At 62.8% G+C, this 14,872-nt stretch carries 14 protein-coding genes; 8 read left to right on the top strand and 6 right to left on the bottom strand.

Annotated features, from left to right (window positions below):
* Together ygeW and arcC are read left to right on the top strand one after the other, a co-directional pair.
* Nucleotides 1-810 (top strand): knotted carbamoyltransferase YgeW (gene ygeW / locus Q0Y09_RS03245; protein WP_297717554.1); only part of this gene is annotated, 810 nt, incomplete at its 5' end.
* Between the two features lie 454 nt (nucleotides 811-1,264).
* Nucleotides 1,265-2,206, top strand: coding sequence for a carbamate kinase (arcC, locus tag Q0Y09_RS03250; RefSeq protein WP_297717556.1), 942 nt, complete (start codon nucleotides 1,265-1,267; stop codon nucleotides 2,204-2,206).
* 76 nt (nucleotides 2,207-2,282) lie between these two features.
* On the opposite strand, the gene gltA is transcribed toward arcC, so the two are convergent.
* Both gltA and Q0Y09_RS03260 read right to left on the bottom strand, forming a co-directional pair.
* On the bottom strand, nucleotides 2,283-3,674 hold the full coding sequence (gene gltA, locus Q0Y09_RS03255) for an NADPH-dependent glutamate synthase (protein WP_297717559.1): 1,392 nt from the start codon (nucleotides 3,672-3,674) through the stop codon (nucleotides 2,283-2,285).
* Nucleotides 3,675-3,676: 2 nt separating this feature from the next.
* The gene (locus Q0Y09_RS03260) at nucleotides 3,677-4,519 is read right to left on the bottom strand and encodes a sulfide/dihydroorotate dehydrogenase-like FAD/NAD-binding protein (protein WP_297717561.1); all 843 of its coding nucleotides are present in this window, start codon (nucleotides 4,517-4,519) and stop codon (nucleotides 3,677-3,679) included.
* Nucleotides 4,520-4,874: 355 nt separating this feature from the next.
* Here Q0Y09_RS03260 and Q0Y09_RS03265 point away from each other — a divergent pair, with 355 nt between their 5' ends.
* The 6 genes from Q0Y09_RS03265 (at nucleotide 4,875) to Q0Y09_RS03290 (ending at nucleotide 11,817) form a co-directional block, all read left to right on the top strand.
* Complete coding sequence (locus Q0Y09_RS03265) at nucleotides 4,875-5,228, top strand: cupin domain-containing protein (protein WP_297717564.1); 354 nt, start codon at nucleotides 4,875-4,877, stop codon at nucleotides 5,226-5,228.
* A 13-nt stretch (nucleotides 5,229-5,241) separates the two neighbouring features.
* Nucleotides 5,242-6,669, top strand: a complete 1,428-nt coding sequence (locus Q0Y09_RS03270; RefSeq protein ID WP_297717566.1) for a four-carbon acid sugar kinase family protein — start codon at nucleotides 5,242-5,244, stop codon at nucleotides 6,667-6,669.
* A gap of 118 nt (nucleotides 6,670-6,787) precedes the next feature.
* Nucleotides 6,788-7,450: a response regulator transcription factor gene (locus tag Q0Y09_RS03275; protein WP_297717569.1), complete on the top strand. Its 663-nt coding sequence runs from the start codon at nucleotides 6,788-6,790 to the stop codon at nucleotides 7,448-7,450.
* A gap of 1 nt (nucleotide 7,451) precedes the next feature.
* Complete coding sequence (locus Q0Y09_RS03280) at nucleotides 7,452-8,348, top strand: HAMP domain-containing sensor histidine kinase (protein ID WP_297717572.1); 897 nt, start codon at nucleotides 7,452-7,454, stop codon at nucleotides 8,346-8,348.
* A 121-nt stretch (nucleotides 8,349-8,469) separates the two neighbouring features.
* Nucleotides 8,470-9,138 carry an ABC transporter ATP-binding protein gene (locus tag Q0Y09_RS03285; protein ID WP_297717575.1) on the top strand — a complete coding sequence of 223 codons (669 nt, stop codon included), beginning with the start codon at nucleotides 8,470-8,472 and terminating at the stop codon, nucleotides 9,136-9,138.
* A gap of 12 nt (nucleotides 9,139-9,150) precedes the next feature.
* Nucleotides 9,151-11,817: an ABC transporter permease gene (locus Q0Y09_RS03290; protein WP_297717577.1), complete on the top strand. Its 2,667-nt coding sequence runs from the start codon at nucleotides 9,151-9,153 to the stop codon at nucleotides 11,815-11,817.
* A 120-nt stretch (nucleotides 11,818-11,937) separates the two neighbouring features.
* On the opposite strand, the gene Q0Y09_RS03295 is transcribed toward Q0Y09_RS03290, so the two are convergent.
* The 4 genes from Q0Y09_RS03295 to infC all read right to left on the bottom strand — a co-directional run bounded on the left by Q0Y09_RS03295 (nucleotide 11,938) and on the right by infC (nucleotide 14,503).
* Nucleotides 11,938-13,221 (bottom strand): serine dehydratase subunit alpha family protein, encoded by a 1,284-nt coding sequence (locus Q0Y09_RS03295; protein WP_297717580.1) that lies wholly within the window; start codon nucleotides 13,219-13,221, stop codon nucleotides 11,938-11,940.
* Nucleotides 13,222-13,352: 131 nt separating this feature from the next.
* The gene (gene rplT, locus Q0Y09_RS03300) at nucleotides 13,353-13,709 is read right to left on the bottom strand and encodes a 50S ribosomal protein L20 (protein ID WP_297717583.1); all 357 of its coding nucleotides are present in this window, start codon (nucleotides 13,707-13,709) and stop codon (nucleotides 13,353-13,355) included.
* A gap of 34 nt (nucleotides 13,710-13,743) precedes the next feature.
* Nucleotides 13,744-13,953, bottom strand: a complete 210-nt coding sequence (gene rpmI, locus Q0Y09_RS03305) for a 50S ribosomal protein L35 (RefSeq protein ID WP_130850464.1) — start codon at nucleotides 13,951-13,953, stop codon at nucleotides 13,744-13,746.
* A 19-nt stretch (nucleotides 13,954-13,972) separates the two neighbouring features.
* On the bottom strand, nucleotides 13,973-14,503 hold the full coding sequence (infC, locus tag Q0Y09_RS03310) for a translation initiation factor IF-3 (protein ID WP_297717586.1): 531 nt from the start codon (nucleotides 14,501-14,503) through the stop codon (nucleotides 13,973-13,975).
* Nucleotides 14,504-14,872 lie beyond the last annotated feature (369 nt).

A 14,872-nucleotide genomic window follows, 5' to 3' on the forward strand; every position in this document is an offset into this window, starting at 1 on the left:
GGCCACACCTATCAGAAGGAAGTGGTGGAGGCCGTGACCCAGGGCAACAAGGACGGCGTCCTGGAGCAGAAGCCCACTCTGGTCAACCTCCAGTGCGACATCGACCATCCCACCCAGGCCATGGCCGACATGCTGCACATCATCCATGAGTTCGGCGGCGTGGAGAACCTGAAGGGCAAGAAGCTGGCCATGACCTGGGCCTACAGTCCCTCTTACGGCAAGCCCCTCTCCGTGCCCCAGGGCATCATCGGTCTGATGACCCGCTTCGGCATGGACGTGGTCCTGGCCCATCCCGAGGGCTACGAGGTCATGCCCGAGGTGGAGGAGGTGGCCAAGGCCAACGCCGCCAAGTCCGGCGGCACCTTCACCAAGACCAGCTCCATGGCGGAGGCCTTCCAGGACGCCGACATCGTCTATCCCAAGAGCTGGGCCCCCTTCGCCGCCATGGAGAAGCGCACCGACCTGTACGCCCAGGGCGACGCCGAGGGCATCAAGGCCCTGGAGCAGGAGCTGCTGGCCCAGAACGCCGAGCACAAGGACTGGTGCTGCACCGAGGAGCTCATGAAGACCACCAGGGACGGCAAGGCCCTGTACCTCCACTGCCTGCCCGCCGACATCAACGACGTCTCCTGCAAGGATGGCGAGGTGGAGGCCAGCGTGTTTGACCGCTACCGCGACCCCCTCTATAAAGAGGCATCTTTCAAGCCCTACATCATCGCTGCTATGATCTTCCTGGCCAAGGTGAAGGACCCTCAGGCCACCCTGAAGGCCCTGGAGGAGCGTGGCGCCGCTCGTTGGTTCCAGAAGTAAAGCTGTATTTTTGGCTGCGGGCTCTTTCCCGGCCCCCAGCCTGATATTCTCCCCATCCATTTCTGACCTCCCTTTCCTCCACGGACCCGCCCGCCTTGATTAGAACATGTTCTGTCTTTGCGGGTGGGTCTGCTGTTTTCCGGGGAGTTCCGCGGTAGAACGCTTGGGCGCGCCAAAAGGCGCGGCATGCGTTGCTGCCCTAAGTCTGAACAGGTTTGAAAAAACGAGGTGCAATATCATGGGTAAACGTATCGTGATCGCCCTGGGCGGCAAGGCCCCAGGGCAGCGATGCTGCCCCGGGGACCCCAAATGATTTCACATGCTCGGCGGAAGTGAATTCCGCCTGCGCCAAAGGTCTGCCTGCGGCAGACCGTTTGTGCGCGCCAAAAGGCGCGGCGCGCGTTGCCGCCCTATGACGAACCATATTTGAAAAAACAGAACGAGGTGCAATACTATGGGCAAGCGTATCGTGATCGCCTTGGGCGGCAATGCTCTGGGCGACAACCTTCCAGAGCAGATGATCGCTGTGAAGCAGACGGCCAGGGCCATCGCTGACCTCATCCAGGAAGGCCACGAGGTGGTCATCGCCCACGGCAACGGCCCCCAGGTGGGCATGATCCAGAAAGCCATGACGGAGCTCACCCGCTCCGAGCCCGAAAAGTACATCCCCTGCCCGCTGTCTGTCTGCGTGGCCATGAGTCAGGGCTACATCGGCTATGACCTTCAGAATGCCCTCCGGGAGGAGCTTCTGGACCGGGGCATCCAGAAGGGTGTGGCCACCGTCCTCACCCAGGTGGAGGTGGACCCCGCCGACCCCGCCTTTGCCCATCCCACCAAGCCCATCGGCGCCTTCATGACCAAGGAGGAGGCCGACAAGATGGTGGCCGAGCGGGGCTATGACGTCATTGAGGACGCCGGCCGGGGCTACCGCCGGGTGGTGGCCTCTCCCAAGCCGGTGTCTATCGTGGAGATCCAGTCCATCCGGGACATGGTAGAGGCCGGCCTGGTGGTGGTGGCCTGCGGCGGCGGCGGCATCCCTGTCTTCCAGACGGAAGGCTACCATCTGAAGGGGGTCGCTGCCGTCATCGACAAGGACTTTGCCGCCTGCACTCTGGCCCAGCAGCTGGATGCCGACTGCCTTATCATCCTCACCGCTGTGGAGAAGGTGGCCATCCACTTCGGCAAGCCCGACGTGCAGTGGCTCTCCGAGCTCACGCCGGCCCAGGCCGAAGCGTACATGGACGACGGGGAATTCGCCCCCGGCTCCATGCTGCCCAAGGTCCAGGCCGCCGTCCAGTTTGCCCGGTCCAAGGAGGGGCGCACCGCCCTCATCACCCTCCTGGAGAAGGCCAAGGACGGCATCGAGGGCAAGACGGGCACCCTCATCCAGCAGTAACAAGCACAAATAAAAGCCGCTGCGCTCCGGTCTCTCTGACCTGGAAAGCAGCGGCTTTTTGTGTGGGAAGGGGGGATCACTTCTCCTGGATGTACTTGTGGATGGCGGCGGCGGCCTGCTTGCCGGCTCCCATGGCCAGGATGACGGTGGCCGCGCCGGTGACGGCGTCGCCGCCGGCGTAGACCCCCTCCCGGCTGGTGAGGCCGTCTTCCCCGTTGGTGACGATGCAGCCGTGCTTGTTGGTCTCCAAGCCGGGGGTGGTGGAGCGGATGAGAGGGTTGGGAGAGGTGCCGATGGACATGACCATGGTGTCCACTTCCAAAACAAATTCGCTGTCGGGGACGGGCACCGGACGGCGGCGGCCGGAGGCGTCTGGCTCGCCCAGCTCCATCTGGATGCACTTCATGCCTCTGACATGGCCGGTCTCATCCCCCAGGACCTCCACTGGATTGGTGAGCAGGCGGAAAATGATGCCCTCCTCCTGAGCATGCTCGACCTCTTCCTTTCGGGCGGGGAGTTCGTCCATACTGCGGCGGTAGACGATGTAGACGGTCTCGGCCCCCAGGCGCTTGGCGCAGCGGGCGGCGTCCATGGCCACGTTTCCGCCGCCCACCACGGCCACGGCCCGGCTCTTGGCAATGGGGGTGCGGCTGTCGGGGCGGTAGGCTTTCATCAGGTTCACCCGGGTGAGGTACTCGTTGGCGGAGTAGACCCCGCTGAGACTCTCGCCGGGGATGCCCATGAAGGAGGGGAGACCGGCGCCGGAGGCCAGATAGACGCACTCGTAGCCCATGTCCTCCATGAGCTCGTCCACGGTGAGGACCTTACCGATGACCATGTTGGTCTGGAATTCCACGCCCATCTCCTCCAGGGTGGCGATCTCCCTGCGGACCAGCTCCTTGGGAAGGCGGAACTCGGGGATGCCGTAGACCAGCACGCCGCCGGGGGTGTGGAGGGCCTCAAAGACGGTGACGGCGTAGCCCAGCCTGGCCAGGTCGCCGGCGCAGGTGAGGCCGCTGGGGCCGGAGCCCACCACTGCCACCTTGTGGCCGTTGGGTGCGGCCTTTTTCGGGGCCTCATGAGCATGCTCACGATGCCAGTCGGCCACGAAACGCTCCAGACGGCCAATGGCCACCGGCTCGCCCTTGACGCCCCGGACGCATTTGCCCTCGCATTGGCTCTCCTGGGGACAGACCCGGCCACAGACGGCGGCCAGGGTGGTGGAGCGTTCCAGGACCTCGTAGGCCCCGGCGAAGTCCTCCTCAGCCACCCTGCCAATGAAGGCAGGGATGTCGATGCCCACAGGGCAGCCGCTGTGGCAGGGCTTCTTGGGGCAGCCCAGGCACCGTTTGGCCTCCTCCACGGCCATCTCCGCCGTGTAGCCCAGAGCCACCTCGTCAAAATTGTGGCTGCGGATCTCAGGGTCCTGGCTGGGCATGGGACACTTTGTCAAACTCATATTGGCCATGGTCAGCGTACCTCCTGGTTCAAAAGATTGCAGGCTTCCTCCCGGGCGTGGGCCTCGAAGTCCTTATACATGGCGCCGCGATGGATGGCCTCGTCAAAATCCACCTCGAAGCCGTCGAACTCCGGCCCATCCACACAGGCGAACTTGGTCTTGCCGCCCACGGTGAGACGGCAGCCGCCGCACATGCCGGTGCCGTCGATCATGACGGGGTTCATGGAGACCACCGTCTTCACGTTGTACTTTTTGGTGACGGCCACCACGAACTTCATCATGACCAGGGGGCCGATGGCGATGACCTCGTCGTACTGCTCGCCGGCCTGGATGAGGGCTTCCAGCGCAGTGGTGACCAGGCCCTTTTCTCCGGCGCTGCCGTCGTCGCTCATGAGGACGAACTTGTCGCTGCAAGCGCGGAACTCCTCCTCCAGGATGACCAGGTCCCGATTCCGGAAGCCCACTACGCTGTGGACCTGGGCGCCCCGTTCGTGGAGGGCCTTGGCCACCGGCAGGGCGATGGCGCAGCCGACGCCGCCCCCCACCACGCAGACCTTTTTGAGCCCGTCCAGCTCGCTGGCCTTGCCCAGGGGCCCCACAAAGTCGTGGAGGGAGGCGCCCTCCTCCAGGGCGTTGAGCTCCATGGTCCCCGCGCCCACCACCTGGAAGATGACGGTGACGGTGCCCTTCTCCCGGTCGTAGTCGGCCACAGTGAGGGGGATGCGCTCAGAATCGGCCCCCGCTCTCAGAATGACAAACTGACCGGGCAGGGCTTTCCTGGCGATGAGGGGGGCTTCCACCACCATTTTGGTGACGGTGGGGTTCAGGGATGTTTTTTCCACGATACGGTACATGATGTGCTCCTCCCTTGATCGAATGATGAGCTGGGAAAAAAGAAAAGCAACCGCCGTAACCAGCCCGTGCGCCAAGCACTCCGTTACAGCCGCTGCCATGCATTTCTCTGACGCACATTTTAGCACATCTCATTGTAAAAGAACAGTTGAAAATTCGACCAGCGGGAAAAATTATGAGAATGCACAAATTATAGTGGGAAAGACTGTGCGATTTTCCGGGACATGGAGGAAAGAAGAGGGACAGACATAAGAAAAATTGCTGAAATCACTTGCGTTTCCTGCCGGCATATTGTATGGTATAAATAAGATATGTCCTACGTTTGCTGGGACGATTTTTTAAGGGGTGAAACATAGGATGTTGTGGAAGAAAGCAGCGGAGCTGACCCCGACCCCTCTGGAACACTGCATGGGCGGCGCGGGGACCGTCATGATGGAGCGGCTTCTGGACGCGCCGGCGGAGATGCTGGGAAAGGGTCGGGCTTATGTGCGCCACACCCTGGCGCCGGGGGTGTCCATCGGAAGGCACACCCATGAGGGAGAGATGGAGTCCATGGTCATCGTGCAGGGCCGGGCCCGACATGTCATCAATGGGGAAGTGCAGCTTCTGGAGACGGGGGACCTCATTGCCGCCATGCCGGGGGACACCCATGAGATCGCCTGTCTGGGGGAGGAGCCGCTGGTGCTCATCGCCCAGGTGCTCTATGAATAAGGGGGAGATGGAGATGGAAGAACGGATCAGTACATTGGCGCTGGAGCGATGGCCTCTGCCCGACCAGGAGAAGGTGGCGGCGGCTCTGGCCGCCGAGGCCGAGCGCAGCCAGCGGCAGATCGTGGTGCTGGACGACGACCCCACCGGGGTCCAGACCGTCCATGATGTGAGCGTTTACACCGACTGGACGCCGGAGAGCATCCGCCGGGGTTTTGAGGAGCCGGGGAAGCTCTTCTTTATCCTCACCAACAGCCGTGGACTCACCGTGGCCGAGACCACCCGGGTCCACCGGGAGATCGCCCGGAACGTGGCCGATGTGGCCGCCGAGCTGGGTCGGGCCTACCTCATCGTCAGCCGGGGGGATTCCACCCTCCGGGGCCACTATCCTCTGGAGACCGAGCTGCTCTCAGAGGTCTTCCGGAAGGAGACCGGCAGGACGGTGGACGGGGAGATCCTGTGCCCCTACTTCAAGGAGGGCGGCCGCTTCACCCTGGATAACGTCCACTATGTTAGGTACGGCGATGAGCTGGTGCCCTGCGGCCAGACCGAATTCGCCGGAGACGAGACCTTCGGCTATCAGAACAGCGCCCTGCCCGCCTACATTGAGGAGAAGACGGATGGGAAGTGCCGGGCGGAGGATGTGACCTGCATCTCTCTGGAACGCATCCGGGCCCTGGACTACGAGGGCATCGAGGCCCAGCTGGAGGCGGTGCGGGACTATGGCCGCATCATTGTCAACGCCGTGGACGACAGCGACGTGAAGGTGGTGGCCACCGCCCTTTACCGGGCCATGGCCAAGGGCCGGAACTATACGGTCCGCTGTGCCGCCGCCCTGGTGAAGGCCCTGGGCAATATCTCTGACCGTCCCCTCCTCACCCGCGCGGAGATGGTGACCCGGGACTCCGACCACGGCGGCATCATCGTGGTGGGCTCCCACACCAAAAAGACCACCGCCCAGCTGGAGGCCCTCAAGGCGGTGGAGGAGATTGAGTTTATTGAGATGAACAGCGATCTGGTCCTCACTCCCGGCGCGCTGGAGGCCGAGGCCGCCGCCATCACCGCCCGGTGCAGCGAACTCATCGCCCAGGGGAAGACCTGCTGCGTCTCCACCAAGCGGGCGGTTCTCACCCTGGACGGCGACACCCCGGAGGAGGCCCTTCTCCGCAGCGTCCGCATCAGTGACGCCGTTCAGAGCTGCGTGGCCGGTCTGACGGCGGCCCCCGCCTTCGTGGTGGCCAAGGGCGGCATCACCAGCAGCGACGTGGGGGTCAAGGCCCTGCGGACCAGACGGGCCTGGGTGCTGGGCCAGATCCGCCCCGGCATCCCCGTCTGGCGCACCGATGAGGAGAGCCGCTTCCCCGGCGTGCCCTATGTCATCTTCCCCGGCAACGTGGGGGAGGAGACCACCCTACGGGAGGCCGTGGAGCTCCTGCTGGGCTGAGGGCGCAGGAATCAGAAGGACCCCGCTCCCATTTTTTCCTGTCCGGCTGCGGACTTCTCTTTCTCGTCGGGGTATGCTATACTGTCTGAGATCGCAGAAGCCCGATGGAGGAGACCGTATGAAGCCTATTCTATTGATCGAAGACGATGCCGCCCTTGGCCGCGGCGTGGCGCTGGCCCTGGATGCTGCGGACCGGGAGCTTCAGGTCGCCCGAACCCTTGGGGAGGGCCGGACGCTCTGGCAGCGGCAGAACTGGGCCCTCATCATTCTGGATGTGAACCTGCCCGACGGCAGCGGGCTTGATTTCCTGGAGGAGGTTCGCCAGACCAGCGCGGTCCCCGTGCTGATTCTGACCGCCAACGACCTGGAGAGCGACCAGGTGGCGGGGCTGGAGCTGGGGGCGGACGACTATGTGACCAAGCCGTTTTCGCTGGCGGTGCTTCGGGCCAGAGTCAATAACCTGCTTCGCCGAGGGGCGGCCCCTGCCGGACGGGCCGTGGTGGAGCTGCCGCCCTTCTCCTTCGATTTTGACGCCATGGTCTTTGCCCGGAGTGGAGAGGGCATCGAGCTTTCCAAAACGGAGCAGCGGCTTCTGCGGCTATTGGTGGAGCACCGGGGGCAGACCCTGACCCGGGAGCAACTGCTGGACCGTGTGTGGGACGGCGGGGACTTCGTGGATGAAAACGCCCTGTCCGTAGCGGTGCGCCGTCTGCGCTCCAAGCTGACCGACGCCCCCATCAAGACCGTATACGGCCTGGGCTATACCTGGGAGGTCAAGTGAGATGCTGTCCTATTTCCTTGGAGCCCTGGGCCTGGGCGGGATCGGGTTCGGCCTGTTTCACTGGTATCTCAGCCGCCGGACGCTCCGGCGGCTGGACGATATGCTGACCGCCGCCATCGACGGTTCCTTTCAGGAGGGGGTCTTTGATGAGTCCGCCGTCTCCGCGCTGGAGACCAAGATGGCCCGGTTTTTGAATGGCTCTGCCATCTCCACCCGGAACCTGGCGGAGGAGCGGGCCGCCATCCAGGCTCTGCTCTCCGACCTCTCCCATCAGACGAAAACACCCATCGCCAACATCCTCCTCTATACCTCGCTGCTGGCGGAGGGGGAGCTGCGCCCCCAACAGACGGAGCAGGCCGCCATGATCCAGGCCCAGAGCGAAAAGCTGGCCTTTCTGATCCAGACGCTGGTGCGGGCCTCCCGGCTGGAGACCGGCGTGTTCACCATGTCGCCGGTGCGCCGCCCCCTGTGCGCTCTGTTGGAGGAGGGGACGGCACAGGTCGGGCAGCTTGCGGCGGAAAAAGGGCTCTTGCTGACCGTGGAGCCCACAAAGGCCGCCGCCTGTTTTGACCCGAAGTGGACCGCCGAGGCCCTGGGCAATGTGGTGGACAACGCCATCAAATATACGCCGCCCGGCGGGAGCATCCGCCTGTCCGTCCGGGAGTTTGAGCTGTTCTGCGCGGTGGAGGTGGCCGACGACGGTCCCGGCATCCCTGAGGAGGAGCAGGGGGCCGTCTTCCACCGCTTCTACCGTGGAAAAGCCGTCCGGGAGCAGGAGGGACTGGGCATCGGGCTGTACCTGACCCGGGAGATCCTGTCCCGGCAGGGGGGCTATATCAAGCTCCGCTCCAAGCCGGGACAGGGCTGCCGGTTCTCTCTGTACTTGCCCAGGGAGTAGTGTACCCCGGGCAATTCTTACAGAAGTGATAGAGTTCGGAAAGATTGTGGAAAGATTGTTTTGGTAAAGTGGGGGCTGTGGAGGACACAGTCCTCACTTTTTCCGTGAAGGAGCGGTTATGATGACTGTTTTACAGACCAAGGACTTGAAGAAATACTACGGCGCAGGGGACACCCTTGTGAAGGCCCTGGACGGCGTGGACCTCAGCGTGGAGAGCGGGGAGTTTGTGGCCATTGTGGGCACCTCCGGTTCCGGCAAATCCACCCTGCTGCACATGCTGGGGGGCCTGGACCGGCCCACCTCCGGCTCCGTCACCGTGGACGGACAGGAGATCTTCTCCCTGAAGGACGAGGCCCTGACCATCTTCCGGCGGCGGAAGATCGGCTTTGTGTTCCAGGCATACAATCTGGTGCCGGTGCTCAGCGTGTATGAGAATATCGTGCTCCCCATCCAGCTGGACGGCGGCACGGTGGACAAGGACTATGTGGACCGGATCATCGCCACCTTGGGGCTGGGCCATAAACTGAATAATCTCCCCTCCCAGCTCTCCGGCGGCCAGCAGCAGCGGGTGGCCATCGCCCGGGCCCTGGCCACCAAGCCCGCCATCCTGCTGGCGGACGAGCCCACCGGCAACCTGGACAGCAGGACCAGCCAGGATGTCTTGTCCCTCATGAAGGTGACGGGGCAGAAATTTGCCCAGACCATGGTGATGATTACCCACAACGAGGAAATCGCCCAGATGGCGGACCGGATCATCCGCATCGAGGACGGCCACATCGTCACGCGGTAAGGGGGCGGTACCATGAAAGTCTCCAACCGGAAATGTGTCCGTGCCCTGTCCCTGAAAAGCCTGTGGGCGGCCAAGACCCGCAACATCGTGGCCGTGCTGGCCATCGCCCTGACCACGGTGCTGTTCACCTCTCTCTTTACCATCGCCCTGTCCATCAACGAGGGTTTTCAGCAGTCCAACTTCCGCCAGGTGGGCGGATTCAGCCACGGCGGCTTCAAGTATCTGACGGAAGAGCAGTTCCACGAGCTGCGGGAGGACCCCCTCATCGCCCAATGGGGCCTGCGGCGCTTTGTGGGGATGCCCACGGAGGTCCCCTTCAATAAATCCCATGTGGAGGTGGGCTACTCCGACGCCAACGAGGCCCGCTGGATGTACTGCGACCCGGTGGAGGGCCATCTGCCCGAAGAGGGTACCAACCAGGCCGCCACCGACACCCATGTGCTGGAGCTGCTGGGTGTGGAGCCGGAGCTGGGGGTGGAGTTTACCCTCACCTTCCAGGTGGACGGTATCCCCGTCACCGAGACCTTTACCCTCTGCGGCTGGTGGGAGTATGACGAGGCCATCGTGGCCAACCACATCCTGATCCCCCTGAGCCGGGTGGAGGCCATTTTGGCCCAGGCCGGTGTGACGCCCGGTCAATCCAGGGACGGCATGACCGGCAGCTGGAACATGGATGTGATGCTGAAAAGCGGCTCCCGGCACATCGAGCGGGATCTGGATCAGATTTTGGCCAATTATGGCTACCAGAGCGAGAGCATGGACAAGGAGGGCTTCATCCGCACCGGCGTCAACTGGGGCTATACCGGGGCCCAGCTGTCAAAAAGCATAGACCCTACCACGGTGCTGGCCATTACCGCTATGGTGCTGCTCATCGTCTTTACCGGGTACCTCATCATCTACAATGTGTTTCAGATCTCTGTGGCCGGAGATATCCGGTTCTACGGCCTGCTCAAAACCATCGGTACCACGCCCCGGCAGCTGCGGCGGATCATCCGGTATCAGGCCCTGGCCCTGTCTCTGGGCGGCATCCCCCTGGGCCTGGCGGTGGGCTGGGCCGTGGGCGGCTGGCTGACCCCGGTGATCGTGAAGCGGCTGAATGGCGTGGTGGCCGTCACCTCCGTCAGCCCGGCCATCTTCCTCATCTCCGCCCTGTTTGCTCTGGTGACGGTGCTGATCTCCTGCCGCCGTCCCGGACGATTGGCAGGCAAGGTCTCCCCGGTGGAGGCGGTGCTCTATACCGAGGGGGCGGGCAAGACCGGTAAGGCACGCAGACGGACCGGGCAGGGCAAGGTGTCCCTACCAGGTATGGCCTGGGCCAACCTGGGCCGCAGCCGGGGCAAGACGGTCCTCACCGTCACCTCTCTGGCTCTGGCGGTGGTGCTGCTGACGGTCACTGTGATCTTCACCCGCAGCTTTGATATGGACAAGTATATCGCCAACTTCACTGCCAGCGACTTTATCGTGGCGGACGCAGGCCAGTTCCAGACCGGCGGAGACTCCTTCAACGATGAGATGGCCCTGCCCCAGACTGTGGTAGACCAGATCGACGCCCAGGGCGGCATCACCCAGGGCGGAAAGATCTACGGCAAGACCAGCCCTGTGGAGGAGTTCGTCACCGAGGAGTATTTCCGGGCCAGCAGAGGTCTGTGGAATACGCCGGAACAGCTGGACAGCATGGTCTATTTCATGGATCGGAACGAGGCGGGGCTGCTGGCGGACGACGCCCAGCTCTACGGCATGGAGCCCTTTGCCCTGGACCACCTAAAGGTGCTGGAGGGAGACCTCTCCAAGCTCTATGAGCCCGGCGGGCGGTATGTGGCCGCTGTATACAACGAAGATGACTACGGCAACGCAGAGATGGACAGCCACTGGGCCCGGCTGGGGGATACCGTCACCCTGCGGTATGTGGAGGAGTACGAATGCTACGACCCGGACACCGGGGAGGTCTATCCCGACGATATGGACCTCAGCCAGGTGAACTGGGTGTCCCGAGCCGTGAAGTACCGGGATGTGGACTATGAGGTGGCGGCCCTGGTGACGGTGCCCCTTGCGTTCAGCTATCGCTATTTTGGCGCTGACGAGTTCATCCTCAACGACCAGACCTTCCTCCGGGATTCCGGCACCGATTGCGCTATGTACTATGCCTTTGACACCACGGAGGAGGCCAATCCAGCCATGGAGTCCTTCCTGGCCGATTACACGGAAAATGTGGATCCCCGGTTTGACTATGAGAGCAAAGCCTCTTATGCAGCGGAGTTTGACAGTATGCGGTCCATGTTCTCCCTGCTGGGCGGCGCGCTGAGCTTCATCGTGGCGCTGGTGGGCGTGCTGAACTTCTTCAACGCCATCTTCACCGGCATCATGGTCCGCCGCCGGGAGTTTGCCGTGCTCCAGTCCATCGGCATGACGGGAAAACAGCTCAAGACCATGCTGGTGTATGAGGGGCTGTTCTATGCCCTGGGGGCCGTGGCCGCCGCGCTGATCCTGGCGGTGGTGTTCTCGCCTTTGCTGGGCACGGCGATGAGCAGTCTGTTCTGGTTTGTCACCTACCGCTTCACGGCGGTCCCCATCCTGGCGGTGCTGCCAATCTTTGCCCTGCTGGGGGTGCTGGTGCCCCTGGCGGTCTACCGGTCTGTGGCCAGGCGCACCATCGTGGAGCGCCTGCGGGAGACGGAGTGAGGGCATCCGGAGCCGAACAGGGAAAAAACAGCGGCAGACCATGCTTGCATGGTCTGCCGCTCTGCTTGTCGAAAGGGACAAAAGGGCTTTGGGGCGGGTGCTCTGCCTGTTGAAAGGCCGTCAGCAGCCGGTCATGATGCGGATGATCTCCTCGTCGGTCTCCTTCATGCCCTCCTTGCCCAGGCGGGTCACGTTGCGGAGGGTGGATTCGATGCCCTTGGAGATGATGCCGTCCCCGCCGTGGAACTCCTGGCCGTTGAGATACATGTAGTACCCGAGGATGCCGGCGTCCACGGCGGCGGCGATCTTGCCGGCGCAGGAGGGCTTTGCGCCGTCGCAGATGATGCCGGAGGTGATGGCCAGGGCGTTGACGATGGTGTGGGCGGCCTCGGTTTTGCCGCCGCCCAGCAGGTAGGCGATACCGGCTCCGGCGCTGGCCCCGGCGCTCACCGCGCCGCAGTAGGCGGACAGGCGGCCAATGCCCTCTTTCTGGTAGATGGCGGTGAGGTTGGAGAGGGTGAGGGCCCGGTAGAGCCGTTCCGGCGGGCTCTGGAGCTCCCTGGCGTACTCAATGACCGGGAGGGAGACCGTCATGCCTTGGTTTCCGCTGCCGGAGTTGATGACCACGGGCAGCTCGCAGCCGCTCATGCGGGCGTCGGAACCCGCGGCAGCGGCGGCCCGGGCCCGGACGGTCACGTCGTCTCCGTAGACCTTCCGCAGGGTGGAGCCGATGTTGGCCCCCCAGTCCCCCCGAAGCCCCTCCTGGGAGATGGCGGTGTTGTAGGCGATCTGCCGGTCCAGCAGAGGCTGCACGTCGGAGACCTCCACCGTGTCGGCGAAGTCGAAGATGTCGTCAAAGTCCATGAGGGCCCGGTCAGGGGAGGGGGCGGGGGCGGCGCCGCAGCCTACGGCGGGGGCCTCAAGGAGGACCTGGCCGTCCTTTTCCATAGAGACGATATTGGTGTGCTGGTTGGCCACCCGGACGGCGGCAGAGTGGCCGCCGGCCTGCACGGAGACGGTGACGTCCAGCACCAGGTCGGTGTCGGCGGGGAGGACCTGGATGGGTGTGGCGTCCAGATAGCGGCCCAGGTCCTCCCGCTGCTCCGGGGTGACGGAGGCGATGACCTCCAGCGCCCGGCTGGGGTCGCCGGCCACCACGCCCACGGCGGCGGCGGTCTCGATGCCCTTCCGCCCGCCGGTGTTGGGGACCACAACACTCTTGACGTTTTTGATGATGTTGCCGCTGGCCGTCACGGTGATGGCCTCCGGAAGGGCGCCCAGCAGCTCCCGGGCCTTGGCGGCACAGAAGGAGATCGAGATGGGTTCGGTGCAGCCCATGGCGGGGACCAGCTCCTCCGTGAGGATACGGAGATAAGCAGCGTAACGGGGATCGTTCTTGTTCATGGAAGGGGCCCTCCCAACGGATGTTTTTTCTCATTTTAACCCTTTTGTGGAAGGATGGCAAGGCAGAGGAGAAAAAGGACGAAAAAACTCCCTCAGCCCACAGGCTGAGGGAGTTTATCTGAGAGTGTGACTCAGGCCAGCTTGCTCTTGGCCAGCTCGGTGAGCTGGGTGAAGGCAGCCTTGTCGTTGACGGCCAGCTCAGCCAGCATCTTGCGGTTGATGGCCACGCCGGCCTTCTTCAGGCCGTTCATGAAGGTGGAGTAGTTCATGCCGTTCATCTTGCAGGCGGCGGAGATGCGGGTGATCCACAGGGAGCGGATGTCGCGCTTCTTCAGCCGGCGGCCGATGTAAGCGTACTTCAGGGACTTCATGACCTGCTCGTTGGCCATCTTGAAGTGCTTGCTCTTGGCGCCCCAGTAGCCCTTGGCCAGCTTGAGGACCTTATTTCTTCTCTTGCGCGTCATCATCGCGCCTTTGACTCTAGCCATTGTGATAAGCCTCCTATGTTATGGTAAAAAGTTCTTATTTATAGGGGATCATGCGCTTGATGGCGGGCTCGTTGGTCTTGTCCGCGTAAGCGCCGGCGCGGAGGCCTCTCTTGCGCTTGGTATCCTTGCCGTGGCCGTTGAGGAGATGGGACTTGAAGGCGTGGGCGCGCTTGACCTTGCCGGTCTTGGTGAGACTGAATCTCTTCTTTGCGCCGCTGTGGGTTTTCAGCTTGATCTTAGCCATATCAGTTGACTCCTTTTTTTTACTTTGTGGCTTCCTTGGTATCCTTGGAGACCTTCGGAGACAGGAACATGTTCATGTGGCGGCCTTCCAGCTTGGGCTCCTTGTCCATGACGGCGACCTCGCCGCAGTCCTCCGCGAACTTCAGAAGGAGCTTCCGACCGATGTCGGTGTGGGCCATCTCACGGCCGCGGAAACGGACGGTGGCCTTGACCCGGTTGCCCTCGGCCAGGAACTTCTGAGCATTGCGGAGCTTGACGTTGAAGTCGTTGACGTCGATGCCCGGGGACATGCGCACCTCTTTGATCTCCACGACGCGCTGGTTCTTCCTGGCTTCCTTCTCCCGCTTGGCCTGCTCGAACTTGAACTTACCGTAGTCCATGAGCTTGCACACCGGCGGATTGGCGGTAGGAGAGATCTTCACCAGGTCCAGGCTGGCCTCCTCGGCCTTGGCCAGGGCCTCCCGGGCAGACATGATGCCCAGCTGCTCTCCGCTGTCGGAGATCAGGCGGACCTCACGGTCCCGGATCTCGTCGTTGATCTGATGACTCATGTTGCTGATACGAAAGCACCTCCTAATCAAAATAAAACGCGGACACCCCGGAAGGGTACCCGCAATCGACAAGTCAAAACCACGCCGCAGAGGCGGCGGAGCTCTTACCATGTTGACCTCTTCGCCGCTGGCTGGAGGTGAGGACGGGGGTACCGATCCTGCTTTGTTTTGCGGTAAACATTCTATCAGCACGCGGTGTATTTGTCAAGTGCTTTTTGAAGAATCGGATCAATTATTTGTAGGACTACAATACATATTGGACATCTGAATAAAAAAGGATGAAGGAAACGGCCTCATCGGTTAAAGTTGAGTTGCGATACTTAACCTAACGAGAGGGGGCCATATCCTTCATGAGCAAGAGTATAACAC

Origin of the sequence: Intestinimonas sp., assembly GCF_026169115.1 — a bacterium.
Taxonomy (GTDB): domain Bacteria; phylum Bacillota; class Clostridia; order Oscillospirales; family Oscillospiraceae; genus Intestinimonas.

Bases quoted from the DNA above. Each gene is read 5' to 3' on its own strand.
- rplT (WP_297717583.1), bottom strand. From the start codon at position 13,709: ATGGCTAGAGTCAAAGGCGCGATGATGACGCGCAAGAGAAGAAATAAG.
- Q0Y09_RS03265 (WP_297717564.1), top strand. From the start codon at position 4,875: ATGTTGTGGAAGAAAGCAGCGGAGCTGACCCCGACCCCTCTGGAACAC.
- Q0Y09_RS03280 (WP_297717572.1), top strand. From the start codon at position 7,452: ATGCTGTCCTATTTCCTTGGAGCCCTGGGCCTGGGCGGGATCGGGTTC.
- Q0Y09_RS03290 (WP_297717577.1), top strand. From the start codon at position 9,151: ATGAAAGTCTCCAACCGGAAATGTGTCCGTGCCCTGTCCCTGAAAAGC.
- gltA (WP_297717559.1), bottom strand. From the start codon at position 3,674: ATGGCCAATATGAGTTTGACAAAGTGTCCCATGCCCAGCCAGGACCCT.
- Q0Y09_RS03295 (WP_297717580.1), bottom strand. From the start codon at position 13,221: ATGAACAAGAACGATCCCCGTTACGCTGCTTATCTCCGTATCCTCACG.
- rpmI (WP_130850464.1), bottom strand. From the start codon at position 13,953: ATGGCTAAGATCAAGCTGAAAACCCACAGCGGCGCAAAGAAGAGATTC.
- infC (WP_297717586.1), bottom strand. From the start codon at position 14,503: ATGAGTCATCAGATCAACGACGAGATCCGGGACCGTGAGGTCCGCCTG.
- Q0Y09_RS03285 (WP_297717575.1), top strand. From the start codon at position 8,470: ATGACTGTTTTACAGACCAAGGACTTGAAGAAATACTACGGCGCAGGG.
- arcC (WP_297717556.1), top strand. From the start codon at position 1,265: ATGGGCAAGCGTATCGTGATCGCCTTGGGCGGCAATGCTCTGGGCGAC.
- Q0Y09_RS03260 (WP_297717561.1), bottom strand. From the start codon at position 4,519: ATGTACCGTATCGTGGAAAAAACATCCCTGAACCCCACCGTCACCAAA.
- Q0Y09_RS03270 (WP_297717566.1), top strand. From the start codon at position 5,242: ATGGAAGAACGGATCAGTACATTGGCGCTGGAGCGATGGCCTCTGCCC.
- Q0Y09_RS03275 (WP_297717569.1), top strand. From the start codon at position 6,788: ATGAAGCCTATTCTATTGATCGAAGACGATGCCGCCCTTGGCCGCGGC.